At 40.1% G+C, this 13,465-nt stretch carries 10 protein-coding genes and 1 tRNA gene; 3 read left to right on the top strand and 8 right to left on the bottom strand.

What is annotated here, in order from left to right:
* Position 1: 1 nt before the first annotated feature.
* Positions 2–937, bottom strand: a complete 936-nt coding sequence (gene lpxL, locus ACVCDT_RS04310) for an LpxL/LpxP family Kdo(2)-lipid IV(A) lauroyl/palmitoleoyl acyltransferase (protein WP_447131517.1) — start codon at positions 935–937, stop codon at positions 2–4.
* 132 nt (positions 938–1,069) lie between these two features.
* Here lpxL and ACVCDT_RS04305 point away from each other — a divergent pair, with 132 nt between their 5' ends.
* Positions 1,070–4,177 carry a PAS domain-containing hybrid sensor histidine kinase/response regulator gene (locus ACVCDT_RS04305; protein WP_447131516.1) on the top strand — a complete coding sequence of 1,036 codons (3,108 nt, stop codon included), beginning with the start codon at positions 1,070–1,072 and terminating at the stop codon, positions 4,175–4,177.
* A gap of 83 nt (positions 4,178–4,260) precedes the next feature.
* On the opposite strand, the gene ACVCDT_RS04300 is transcribed toward ACVCDT_RS04305, so the two are convergent.
* The 4 genes from ACVCDT_RS04300 to ACVCDT_RS04285 all read right to left on the bottom strand — a co-directional run bounded on the left by ACVCDT_RS04300 (position 4,261) and on the right by ACVCDT_RS04285 (position 7,267).
* Positions 4,261–4,575, bottom strand: coding sequence for a DUF3718 domain-containing protein (locus ACVCDT_RS04300; RefSeq protein WP_447131515.1), 315 nt, complete (start codon positions 4,573–4,575; stop codon positions 4,261–4,263).
* Positions 4,576–4,869: 294 nt separating this feature from the next.
* Complete coding sequence (locus ACVCDT_RS04295) at positions 4,870–5,199, bottom strand: hypothetical protein (RefSeq protein WP_447131514.1); 330 nt, start codon at positions 5,197–5,199, stop codon at positions 4,870–4,872.
* An 83-nt stretch (positions 5,200–5,282) separates the two neighbouring features.
* On the bottom strand, positions 5,283–6,407 hold the full coding sequence (locus ACVCDT_RS04290) for an MbnH family di-heme enzyme (protein ID WP_447131513.1): 1,125 nt from the start codon (positions 6,405–6,407) through the stop codon (positions 5,283–5,285).
* A complete protein-coding gene (locus ACVCDT_RS04285) occupies positions 6,398–7,267 on the bottom strand; it encodes an MbnP family copper-binding protein (RefSeq protein ID WP_447131512.1) in 870 nt (289 codons plus the stop codon). Before ACVCDT_RS04285 ends, ACVCDT_RS04290 begins: the two co-directional genes overlap by 10 nt.
* Before the next feature lie 18 nt (positions 7,268–7,285).
* Here ACVCDT_RS04285 and ACVCDT_RS04280 point away from each other — a divergent pair, with 18 nt between their 5' ends.
* A complete protein-coding gene (locus ACVCDT_RS04280; RefSeq protein ID WP_447131511.1) occupies positions 7,286–10,021 on the top strand; it encodes a choice-of-anchor B family protein in 2,736 nt (911 codons plus the stop codon).
* A 112-nt stretch (positions 10,022–10,133) separates the two neighbouring features.
* Positions 10,134–10,210, top strand: a tRNA-Ile gene (locus ACVCDT_RS04275).
* Between the two features lie 305 nt (positions 10,211–10,515).
* Here the strand turns inward: ACVCDT_RS04275 and ACVCDT_RS04270 are convergent.
* The 3 genes from ACVCDT_RS04270 to ACVCDT_RS04260 form a co-directional block, all read right to left on the bottom strand.
* On the bottom strand, positions 10,516–11,307 hold the full coding sequence (locus tag ACVCDT_RS04270) for a hypothetical protein (RefSeq protein ID WP_447131510.1): 792 nt from the start codon (positions 11,305–11,307) through the stop codon (positions 10,516–10,518).
* A 279-nt stretch (positions 11,308–11,586) separates the two neighbouring features.
* A complete protein-coding gene (locus tag ACVCDT_RS04265; RefSeq protein WP_447131509.1) occupies positions 11,587–12,339 on the bottom strand; it encodes a YiiX/YebB-like N1pC/P60 family cysteine hydrolase in 753 nt (250 codons plus the stop codon).
* Positions 12,340–12,366: 27 nt separating this feature from the next.
* Positions 12,367–13,278: a DUF2608 domain-containing protein gene (locus ACVCDT_RS04260; RefSeq protein WP_447131508.1), complete on the bottom strand. Its 912-nt coding sequence runs from the start codon at positions 13,276–13,278 to the stop codon at positions 12,367–12,369.
* Positions 13,279–13,465 lie beyond the last annotated feature (187 nt).

Raw genomic sequence — 13,465 nt, 5'->3', positions numbered from 1 at the left:
ATTATTTATCGTAAACCGATGGCGCTTTAGGGTCTGGCCTAGTTTTAAACCTTTTATGCATCCACAAATACTGCTCGGGGGCAATTTGTACCATTTCTTCAATCTTTTGATTGATACGAGTCACATCTTGTTTATCGTCACCAGAGGGGAAATTCTCCAGTCCTGGCAACACTTTAATTTTATATCCAGTTTCTGTGCGTAGCGACACTAAAAATACGGTTTCGCAGTTTGCTTGTTTAGCAAAAATTAACGAGCCTGTGGTGGTGGCCGCGTCTGGCACACTAAAAAAGGGCACAAACTCTGATTTACGCCTACCGTAATCTTGGTCGGGCAAATATAAACACAATTCGCCTTCGTCTAAGGCATTTAGCAAGCCTTTAACATCGCGCTTATGCACCATGTATTTATTACTTTGCTTACGCCCATGGTATTGAATGTATTCCATTAAAGGATTGTTATGTTTGCGATAAAACACCACAGATGGATACATTAACCCGGCAATTCTACAACCAAACTCTATGTTCATATTGTGAATAGCATAAGCCAACACACCTTTACCTTTGGCTAAAATTGCCTCTATATGTTCAAAGCCTTCAAATTCTGCTTTACGTTGCACACGCCAGGTAGGCCACCACCAGCCCATGCTGGCTTCTAAAATAGCCATGCCAGCATTGTCTAGGTTTTCTTTAAGTAATTGCGCACGCTTTTGTTCAGACAATTCAGGGAAACACAAATCAATATTACGTTTGGCCACCCAATAACGTTTTTTAGCTAACCTTTTCAGGAGTTTGCCTAATATTTTTCCCAAGCCAAGTTGCAAATTGTAAGGCAACCACGAGATTGTGTATAAACAAGCTATACTCAACCAAGTTAGCCAATATTTAGGTAATAAAAAACCTAGCTCAAACTTAGGTGCAGCGATGATGTGTGTGGCCAAACTTTTCTCCAATTCATTAATTAAGGCTATTCTAATACGTAATGGCATTGGGCTAAACGAAAAAAGCAAAATGCTAAGGTATAAGTCTATAAATCATACAATTAGGCAATCTGATTCAGGACTCCACCAAGAATGAATAAAACCCCAGACGAGTCTAACTTCCCAGTAAATTTTGAACAATTACAAACAATATTAGATTGTGTCTCTAGTGCAGTATTAGAAATATCCAAACAAGGTCAAATACGCTATGCCAACCCAGCTGCAGTGCATTTATTTGGCTATACATCAGTAGAGTTTACTAAGCTGCAATTTTGTGACTTGTTAGTTGACTCTAAGCTGGGCCAAAGTGCAGAAGACATAAACACTTGGTTACAATCTTGCCTTAAACACCAAACCACCAAAACCCAAAGGTTTCTTGCCAAAAGTAAATACGATTTAAGCTTTTACATAACGGTAGATTTAACCCCTACCTTCGACACCACTAGTGAGTCTATGGTGGCCACTATTTTAGAATCTACCGAATTGCAGGCCATTCAACATAATTTGCAACAAACCAAGCTCAGCTTACAAATGGCCAAAGAGGCTTCTCGCATTGGAGTGTGGGAATTTAACTTAGATACTAAACAGTTGATTTGGGATAAAGAGCTGTATTTACTTTATGACGTAGATCCAGATGAATTTGTGTTGACTGTGTCAGCATGGGAAAAACGCGTGCACCCCGATGATCTTGGCATTTTATTAGATGAAATAGATCATGCCCTGCGCAACAAAGAAAAACTCGACACTTCTTTTAGGATCTTAGTTGCCAACAATAAAGTAAGGTATCTAAAAGCCTATGGCCATGTGATTAAAGATCAGCAGCAAGGTGGCTATAAATTCATTGGGGTAAATTATGACCTAACCGATTTTAAAGCGACTCAGGCCAATCTAAAAGCCAGTTTTCACGAAAATAAACTCTTAGCTAAAGTAGTAGAAAACACAGTAAACGCCGTCATCATTACCGATACAGATGGAATAACCACTTGGGTCAACCCCGGTTTTGAAAGGATCACAGGCTTTTCACTACACGAAGCCGTAGGTAAAACACCTGGTAGTTTGTTACAAGGAGAAAAAACCGATAAAAAAACCATTCAGTTAATGCGTGAGGCCATACTAAATCGCGAAAACTTTGACGTGGAAATTTTAAATTACCACAAAGATGGTTCAACTTATTGGCTACTTATTAATTGTCAGCCTTTGTATCAAGATGACGAATTTATTGGCTTTATGGCTATAGAAACTGATATTACTGAACTGAAACAGCTTGAGAATGAAAGGCAAGATCAACAAGAGGTACTCAAGCGTACAGGTAAAATTGCCAAGTTAGGGGGCTGGCAATATAACCTCATAACTAATGAAGTAATATGTTCAGACATGGTGTACCACATTCATGAACTGCCAGTGGGAAGTAAAATCAATTTACTCACGGTAAGCGAATATTTTGCCCCGGAAATGCGCCCAGTAATTAACCAAGCAATTGAACAGGCCATGAAAAATGGCAGCCCTTGGGATTTTCAATCCCGCTTTATTACAGCAAAAGGTAGAGAGATTTGGGTAAGAGCAGTAGGTTATGCAGAATATTCAGGGGGCAAAGTCACCCTGTTAAAAGGCGCGATCCAAGACATAACAGAATTAAAGCAGGCTGAAGAAGCTGCCAAAGAAGCAAGTCGGTCTAAGAGTGAGTTCTTGGCCAATATGAGCCACGAAATTCGTACGCCTATCAATGGCATTTTGGGTATGAACGACTTGCTTATTCACTCTTTACTAAATGAAAAGCAGCTGCATTATGCCCAATTAATTAAATTAAGCGGCCAATCTTTATTGCATTTAATTAACGATATTTTAGATTTTTCTAAGATTGAAGCAGGGCAACTGTCGATTGAACCCTGCCTTACGAATTTACCCGAGTTGTTGTCAGACACTGCAGATTTAATGGCCTTACGCGCTCAAGAAAAAGGCTTAGAATTAGTTTTAAATATTGCTCCTGATTTACCCACTTGGGTAAATATTGATCCACAAAGACTTAACCAAATTCTTAACAACTTGTTAAGCAACGCCATTAAATTTACCAGCCAAGGAGAAGTGGTTCTGCGCGCCGAAACAGCCGGCGAGCTACTGCAGTTTTCTATTACAGACACAGGCAATGGGATCCCCAGCGCTTCGCAAAACCAATTGTTTACCCAATTTATGCAAGTGGATGGCTCGACCACCCGAAAATATGGTGGCACTGGTTTAGGTTTAGCCATTAGCAAACAATTATGTGACTTAATGGGCGGTAGCATAGAACTTAAAGAGTCATCACCTAGTGGTTCTACTTTTAGCTTTAGCATAGGTTATCAAGCAACGGATTATGTTGAAAAATACACCAGACAAAACCCCGCGGTTTTGGCCAGCAAAATATTAGTGGTAGACAATCATTTTAGTGTGTATTCGGCCATAAAAAATATGTGCAGCTTGCATAATGGACAAGTTGAAAACGCCCAGAACGCTCAAGCCGCATTAAAAATGCTGCAGCTAGCCTTAAACAAAGGTACTGCCTTTGACTATGTGTTAATTGATGTAAATTTAACAGGTATAAATGGTATTGCCTTAAGCCAGGCGATTAACGCTGACAAGAGCTTAGCAAAGCTAAAAATCATCTTGCTTTCATCACCTTTAGGGTTAACTGATGAGCAAAATCTGGCATTACCCAATGTCACTGCTGTTTTAATTAAACCTGTTACCCTTCATCGACTGTTAAGCGCGCTGTTAAACACTAAACAGCCCAAACCAGAGGTTGAGCAGCAAACTCAATTACCAAGCACTAAACTTAACACTCAAGCTCATATTCTGGTGGTTGAAGACAACAGTATTAATCAACAAGTGATTACTGGCATGTTAGAAAATTTTCACTGTCACTATCAGCTTGCCAACAATGGCAAAGAAGCATTAGACATTCTGGAACAAACAACTTCACCCTTTGATCTAATTTTAATGGATTGCCAAATGCCGATTATGGATGGCTACGAAACCACTAAACGTATACGCGCCAAACAAGTTAAACAAATAGATGCCAATATTCCAATCATTGCGCTCACCGCAAACGCCATGACAGGGGATGATATAAAGTGTAAAAAAGCAGGAATGAGTGACTATCTAAGCAAACCAATATTATCTGGTAGCTTAGAAAAAATGCTCAGTAAATGGCTTTCAGTTAATTAACAAAAGAATAAAACAAGGTGAGTAAATTTAAGCTTGGATAGCCGATAAGCTAAGCTAAAACTCACTCACCTATTTAGCTGCCATTATAATTTAGCAATCAATTCGTTGTAATTAATATTGCCTTTTTTAGCAATAAATTTAGCTGAATTTTCTGCATTGTTAATCATAGCAAATGTAACTGCATCATACCCATTACACACTAGGCCTTTACTAATGGCACGAGCTTTAAAGCCGCTTTTTTTAATGGCTTTATGTACTCTTATTTTGCTATCGCTTTTAAGGGCTTGGCAAATTTCCACTAATTTTGCTTCAGTTTGTTTATCAATATATTTAGCTTGTGCTGTACCAGTTAATAAAACACCCGCTGTAATTATGCTGCCTAAAATAAGTTTTTTCATGACGTTTCACCTTTTTGTTGTTAGCTTTGCAATATTGCAAGTTCAGATTGAATGTAGGGTGAAAAGCCAAACAAAGAGGGCTAAAAGCGCTTAAATACGGCCAAATGCGACCAAGCGATAAAGTGTCGAATCGCTGCGGTAATTGAACCAAATAATTAGTATTTTAATCGAGAATTTAGATAATTTGTTACATTCAGCGGGTTAGACTTAGTTAAAGTCCTCTGCTCTAACTAGCCATTGAGCATAAAAAAGCCCTGCAAGCAGGGCTAATTTAAAACTAGGTTTACCTATTATTTAAAAGGCGTTTTCTTGATGAATTTTAATAAATAAGGGGGTGCCATATTTGCTGTAATCAATTTTATATTCTTTGCCGTTAATGGTTTGAATAAACAATAAGATTTTTTCTTCGCCAAATACATCTAAGCTAGTCACGTCTAACATTTCCATGTCGTTTAGTTTTGCTTCACGTTTGTTCTCTGGCACTTTGCCAGTATATTCTTTGATGCTTTTGTGGGTAACAATAATAGGCGGATGATCTTCCCCATTAAGAACAAGTAAGTCTAACTTTCTTATTTTATGAATTAAGGTATTACGACCACTTACTAAAAAGGGTTTCTCAGTCATTTCTCTCTCCGTGCGTGATGCGCTAAATATATTTAGTCTAGCTTTTTTTAGAAGATATCAAAGTTCTAATAAGCTTGCACCTCTTAGTTTGGGCGCAATGGCCTAGATTTAACCGCTTGCAGGCGACTTTTTTGTACAAATTGTGGGTCGGTCAGGCTTTGTAAAAAAGCAATAAGGTCTTGTTTCTCACTCTCTTTTAATTCAAAGCCTTGCACAAACACACTTTTAAGCGGGCTATGTTGCCCTGCTGCTCTGCCACCTTTGGCATAAAAATCAATCACCTCTTCTAGGCTAGCTATGCTGCCGTCGTGCATATAAGGCGCAGATAATTGAATATTTCTTAGGGTTGGGGCTCTAAACTTGCCCATGTCTTGGGCTTGCAAAGTGATTTCAATCAAGCCTTGATCCTGTATTGGAAATGCCCCTTGGCCATCTTGATTGTATAAACCAGTATTATGAAAGGGCCTTAAGTCGAGTTGCTGATTTTGATGCTGGCTTGATTGTGTAAAGTTCACCCCGCCATGGCAGTGAAAGCACTCCAATTTTTCTGAGAAAAATAATTCCATGCCACGTTTAGCCGATTCTGACATGGCCGCATCATGGTTTAAATAAGCGTATTGATCAAAAGGTGAGTTAAAACTAATTAAGCTGCGTACATAACTAGCTAAGGCTTTAACTATAAACTCAAAACTGGGGGCAGACTGACCAAATGCTTGCTGAAATAACTTGGCATACTCAGCACCAGTAAAACGTGATAACACGGCTTCTTCGTGCCCTGTAATGCCTAACTCTATGGGATCTTCAGAAAACATAGGAATTAAAATTTGTTGTTCTAGCTGATGCAAACCCGAGTGCGCCCATGTTAAGCGGCTGTTGTAAGCCACATTCACTAAAGCTTGAGAATTGCGTCTGTGTGCTTGCCCTGTTGCTCCAATCGCGACTTTTTTGGGCTCGGCAAAAGCAAAGTCAGCTTGGTGACAACTGGCGCAAGATGAAGCTTGATTAAAAGATAAGTTTTTATCAAAAAAAAGCGCTTGCCCCAGAGCAACTTTTGCCTCTGTCATAGGATTATCTGCTGGTACTAAAGGCTCAGGAAAGCCTGGAGGTAACGACCAGTTGTAATCTGGCGTTGTGTGTGGCTGACAAGCTAATAAAGTCACTACCCCCAGACCAGCTAAGCCCCATTTCAAGCAAACTTTTAATGCCATTCAAACACAGCCAGATTATGTAAATTATGCACTAGGGTTTGACAGCTGCTTTGCCCAGTATTAAATAAACAAGACTGCTCATTTTGCAGTACTAAACCATTAAACAAGCGGTCTAGATGCAGCACTAGCTTAGTGCCTTGCTGCATTTTATTTAACTTATATTGCACTCTATTGGGCTGCAAACATTCAGCTTTAGGCCCGCGCATGACACTAGCAGACTCACAACCTACACTGCCTAAATGAAACACCCAGTTATCTTGTGGATTATGTAAATCTAGCCGAAAAAATTTATGCCCTGCCCGCCACGACCAAAACATAGTAGGCAGATTAAACGGTGACTCTTGCTGCAAAGGGTTTTGATGATTTAACGCAAAAGGTACTCCTAAACTAAAATGCAGCTCTGTTACTTGCTCAAGATCAATAGGCTCAGCAAAAACGATTGCCTGACTGCTTGCAGCTGAGATTGACTTAACTGCTGCCGTTGCATCTGTTTGTTTAACATCGCTACATTTAGCCAAATTGGGCATTAATAAACTAACTTGCTGACTTTGCCACTGAGAATTTTGAAGTGCTGGCTGCAGTATTTTTTGCTCAGTAGTAAAGCTAAGTTGGCTTACAAAAAAAGCAAAATGACGAATGAACCACTGCTGCTCTTGGGTTTCAAAACTTTGACAAGTTAAAGGTTCGCCATTAAACCACAGCTCAAAGTTAAGTTGATTAACCGGATTGGATTTTGAGCAGCCAGTTAATACCAACAATAGCGTACTAATAACTAAAACCAAGCGGTGTTTGATTAAATTCGAAAAGGCTAAATATTTGGTAATATTTAGCGCAATAGGTAAGGTATAAAACAACTTCATGAAATACGAGAACATCCAATGCAGTATATAATGGCCGTCATAATGATACTGAGCATAGCTTTTAGTCAAGGTGTTCAGGCGCATGCAGAACATGACAAAGCCAGATTTGTGGCTGCCAATGGCACCAATAGTGGCTCCTGTAGTAATAGGTTTAGACCATGTAAATCAGTAAGTTATGCTGCTCAGCAAGCAAATAAAGGCGACACTATCTTAGTCGCCCAAGGCCGTTATGCCATTGAATCTGAACAAGACCTACTTTATTTAACTGGCGAAGTCGTACCGGTTTTAGGCGGCTTTAATCAAATAGACCAATATCAAAACCAAAATCCAGACCGTTATCTCACCACTATTAGTGGTGTGCCTTTGCAATATGTTAATCAACTTGAAAACCAAGGGTTTAAGGTTATTCGAGACAGCAAAGGCGCCGCAGCTTTAAGCTTAGCCAGCAAAGGGCTTAGCAGCGGCCACTTAGCTTTAATGAAACAATCTCAGTCTAACCTAGCTTGTGTAGATGGGCAGGCCGATGGCTATGAGTGTTCGAATATTGATTTGTTGGCGCATATTCCTTTGGATGACTTTCCATCTAAACCCAGCTCAGCCAACGACATTTGGGGCTTTGTTGATTTAAACAACCAAAAAGAATACGCCATTATTGGCTTAAGAAATGCCATTGCGCTAGTGGACGTAAGTGAGCCAAGTGCGCCAAAAATTACCGGCAGCATAGACGGTTTACCCACAACCTGGCGAGATATTAAGGTTTACCAGTTTTATCATAAGCCAACATTAAGGTGGCAAGCCTATGCCTATGTCACCTCAGAGGAAGAAGAAGGCTTAACTATTCTTGACCTTAGCATTCCAGACCAAGGCATGACCTTAGTCACCCAACAAACCACAGATAAAAGCGCCCATAACATTTACATTAGTAATTTAGATTATTCGCTCAATATTGCGCTGCCAGACCAACAGCCTAACGTGCACATTATGGGGTCAAATAACTTTTCTGGCGCGTTGCGTTCGTATTCATTGGCCGATCCCTCACAATTAACCCCAACCTATTCGCTGACTGGTGCCAGTGCCAGCGACTATAGTCACGATGCATCGTCGCTCAACCTTACAGATGAGCGCGCGCAAACCGACTGCCAACAAACAAACCAACCAAGCTGTTTAGTAATATTAGATTTTAACGAAGGCTCTTTACGTTTATGGGATCACACTGACGCCAGCCAAGTCACTGAACTAGGAGCCGGCACTTACCCCAACTCAGCCTACACTCATTCGGGATGGTGGAGCGAAGACAAACAATATGTGTTAGTGCACGACGAATTAGACGAACGTAATTTTGGCCTCAATACCACCCTAAATATTTTTGATATTAGCCAGCTCTCAAACCCTAGCTTAGTAGGAACCTGGACCGGAAGCACTCAGGCTATAGATCATAACGGTTTTGTACGAGGCAATCGTTATTACATGTCGAATTATGAAAGAGGCTTAACGGTTTTAGATATTAGCAACCCAAGCAATCCGCTTGAAGTTGGCTTTTTTGATACTTATCCGGTGTCGAACAACACAGGTTTTAATGGAGCTTGGGGTGTGTATCCCTATTTACCTAGCGGGCATATTTTAGTGAGTGATATCAATAGCGGCCTATTCATTTTACGCGACCAAAGCTTAAACAACGACATAGGCCAGGTTAGTTTTAGCCACTCAAGTGTAACGGTTAAAGAAGGTGATACAGCCAGCATCACAGTGAACAAAACTGGCAATGGCGCCACTAGCCTAAGTTATCAAATATTTCCCGGCTCTGCCGATCTCAGCGACTTTAGCTTTAACCAGCACACTCTTAGCTGGCCAGCCAATAACAATCAGCCGCAAACAATTGACATTGCCACCCTAGTTGATGATGTTGACGAAATTACCGAAGACTTTTATGTGCGCTTATTTAACCCGCAAAACGGTGCAACTTTGGCTGTGCCCAATATCATCAAAGTCCAGATCACCGACACCCTCAACCAAGGAAAAATCGTATTTACTCAAGCCGAACTTGAAGTAAAAGAAACCGATGCTTCACTACAAGTAGCTGTCGCTCGCCAAGGTGGCAACGATGGTGAAGTAGAAGTGAATTACCAACTGCATTCGGCTAGCGCCACTGTAGGTCAAGATATACAAGACACAAGCGGCAAACTCGTTTGGGCAAATGGCGATACCAGCCACAAGTTAATAGAATTGCATTTAATAGACGACCAAGAACAAGAATCTTTAGAAAGCGTTAACCTCAGCCTAACCGCAGACAATAGCCAAGTACTAGGAGACCAAGTTAACCTAACTATTAATATTCGCGATGATGAGTCAAACCAAGCGCCCGCAGTAAGCACCACAGCTAACTTTGAGGTTAATACCAGACAAAATGTTAGCCTAACTGCCAGTGCAACCGACCCTGAAGCTAAACCTCTTACCTATGAATGGACACAAACCTCAGGCACGCCTGTCACCATTAATCAGGCCAATACACTCAACGCAAACTTTACTGCCCCAAGTGCCGCAACCAGATTAATTTTTAACTTTACCGCCACCGATGACTTTGGGCTAAGCAATACCGCCACAGTAACGGTCAGCGTAGTGGCCCCGCCCACTACAGATACGGTAAGCCGTTCAGGCGGAAGTTTTGCAATTTTAATGCTTGGCTTAGCAGCACTTTGTTTAATTGGCAGCCAAAACTGGCGAAAATTACACCAATCAAACACATTAGCCGAATAAGTAAGATGACAAGCTAAAAAAAACTGCTTATACTGCGCGTCGTTTTCAATCGACTCGATTAAAAACATCTGTAAGCCGTTATTCAAAACTGGCTTACAGCAAAATCTAAAATGGCCCGATAGCTCAGTTGGTTAGAGCATCCGACTCATAATCGGCAGGTCCCCTGTTCAAGTCAGGGTCGGGCCACCATTTTTTTCATTACAAATCATTGAGTTACCCCACACCCGCCGACTTATATTACTTTGACCTGTTTAGTCTCATTTCGAGAAACAGTTTTCTATATTAAATAACCTTTGGCAAATCAGTTTAAATAATTCAGTTGGCCCTGCGTTATTAATAAATAGCCTCAAATTACGATGGGTGTCCTTTTAGTACTGCATTGTTATATACCTATGAGTGTCTCATTAAGACATTTTAAAGAAACTTTTTTACCATAATTTGACCGTTTGGCGTCACTCACAATAATGAATGACGCCTACTTTTTCTGAAGTTAACTAGTTTTCAATCAAAGCAGCTGTAATAGCAATTAGTTCATTGTCAGCCTGGAACAACACAAGTTTAGTATCAATCCCCTCTATTGTTCCCGCGGGGATAACAGAGGCTAAACCTTTATATGTTCCGTTACCGTCTTCACAGTTTTCTACGATAACACTCATTTCATAAACATTGACATTAACATTGGGAATAGTCATTTCACCTGAATAGACGCAACTATAATCATCTACCCCGTTGATTTTTCCATCAGCATCAAACGAGATGCTAGTGGAAAAGTCAGGTGTTACATAGTTCCCCGTTAATTTATCAAAACTAGCGCCAAATTCAGTCAACTCCTCTTCCTTATCTAAGACAAAGCTAGCCGTGTTGCCATCTAGGGTAGTAGTACCAGATAATTTACCATTATCAATTGTCCCAGTTGCAGAGCCATTTGTATTAAATACAGAAGCATAATAATCGTCTGACAAATAACCATCAGAGATAAATGAACTGAGTGGGTCAACTGAAAAGCCAGAATCGGTAATTGTAATGATTCCTTTTAGTTGCTCATCGAGAGAGGTAATAAAACGAATCTCTCCTGATGGTGCGACTATTCCATCGACTTCAAACTCTTCTCCACCAGTAGCAAATTTACCAGAGTAAATACCTGCTAAAGTTTCAACTTTAATTGCAGGAGACGGAGTTGGTGTTGATGATTCAATGGGAGTAACACTTTCGCTACTTCCTCCACCGCATCCAATTAATGCAAGTGTTAGAGATAACGAAATAGTGGTTTTAGAAAGAAATTTCATGCAGATATCCTTATATGTAATTCATCACTCCAGCGTGATAACGCGCACACTCTATTGTTAAACACTCCTAAGTTCAAGCTCGAATTAAACGTAATTTATTGATTTTTATAAACTAATTGAACAAAATTCAATCTATTCTTACCTGCTAAATTGCTAAAAATAATTTTTAGAAGAGTTATCTAACTTACAAATGAGAACTTTATAAAATTGACCAAAATCGAGTTTACCTCTAATCAATTCCTTACAATTAAACCCACTGGCTAAGCTCAAACTAATTAGTTATTCAGGTTGATTGTAGTTTTGCCAATTTAGTTTGTGAGGGTCGAATCCTTGTTCAATAGTGGGTTTGATTATATTGAAATAAGGTGACAGGTCGAAGTCTTTGGGCACAAAAAGGCTGTAGTGGCGGCTGGTGTACACTTCTTGATGACTGCTTTTGATTAAAGATACTTCTGGCAGTATAGGGTATTGAATTGACTGGAAGGTTTGTGCCACTAATGTACTGCAAATGGCTTTAGTGGGGTCACCACTGCCTAGGGCCAACATGTTTCTGCGCCATTTAGTAGGCACTGGCGGTGTTTGAATAAGATAACGCATTAGATCAAGCACATTTTTGGTGTCGTACTGGTGCCCTACTTTGGCTTTAGCAAAAGCAATGGCTTGCTCAATTTCTGCGGCATTTAACCCCACAGGGCGACAAATTCTAGTATTGACATTTTGATAGTGAGCCAGAGAAATAATTCTAACCCCTTCAATCACATCTGCTTCTAATAACCAGACTTGGTTGGGATCTGGGCTATCGGCATGTTTTTGATCTTCGATGCACAGGGCCGCATGTGACCAGGTGGATTGGGTAAGGTATTTAATGGCCTTACTAATACGACTAGAGCCGTCTACTAGCAGTACATCGCCACTGCGTATACTGCCAGCAACCAACTGAGTTTGACGGTTTGAGACTTGCTTATGGTCAGCACTTGGCTTGGCTAAATATTTAGCCAATAGTTGACCAATTTTACTTAATACTGGAGTCATGTTTTTAGTTAAATGCCAGTAAAAAACTTAATAGGCACATTGCCCTTTAGTGATAGCTTGATATCTGTCGGTAAAATGCTGTTGCAACAATTGCATTAAATCATTGGCAGCTGCTTGAGCATGTTTAACTTCTTGTGAAGACACAGTTTTATCTACTCTAGTGTACTTAAAGCCGTAATAATCTATACCTGCTGATTTAAGTGCATTGGCCATATTATTAATGTTATGGGATTTGTCATCGACAAAGACTACCGCTTGGTAACTTTTATTTAGGCGTTTAAGTAAGTCTAACAACATTACGCCTTTATCCATGCCTTGCACCATAAATACCCCATCTACATAACTAAGCGTGGCAGTACGGCCATTGTGGGTTTTAGGGTAATGAAGGCCTTGATCTTTTGCGGTTAAAGCTTTTGTTTTTAGGTCAATTCCATTGCGATTTAATTCGCGCATGGTGGCTGCTCTGTAGTTACCAGAGCGTGCGGTCAAAATAAGCAAATCTTGCTGCACCTGAGCCACTAAACTTTGCATATTGGCCTGAGTAGGAATATTGCTGGCAATTTCGTAGGTCATGCCTAAAACATCAAACAAACAAGCCACTTTATCTTGTTCACTGATAGGTTGAGCTTGGCCATTTGGTTGCAAAGCTCGGCCACGTTGCCAGTCGTACCATTTATCACTGCCAAAAAATTCACTGGCAGTCAGTAGGGTATCGTCTATGTCTAAAATCACTAGCGTAGACTCAAAGGGTAATAATTTTGCTTGGTCTGTGGCCTTTTTCAGATCTTTTATCTCTACAATTTTGCTGACCAAATTTTCTTGGGTGTTATTTTTACCGTCTTTAGCCGACACGCTAAATACACTTACACTAGTCAAAGCTAGTACTAAAACACTGGTATTAATGACACTTTTTATTCTACAAACCACTGGGTGAAACATCTAAGCCTGATCCTGTTTTTTAAATTTCCTACATAGCATACAACAGCCAATCAAGGTTTCGGTAACTTCTACTAAAAAATAATTTTTCTAAGGTTTTACCTTTAAATTTGCCTTGTTCAAGCCTTTTAAAGCGGCCAATAAGATCTGTTTACAATATTTACACTGCATGTTTTACCAACTTAGGTAG

It is taken from the genome of Paraglaciecola aestuariivivens (assembly GCF_052983255.1).
The sequence above is the reverse complement of the archived record's forward strand: the minus strand, read 5'-3'. Positions and strand labels throughout refer to the sequence as shown.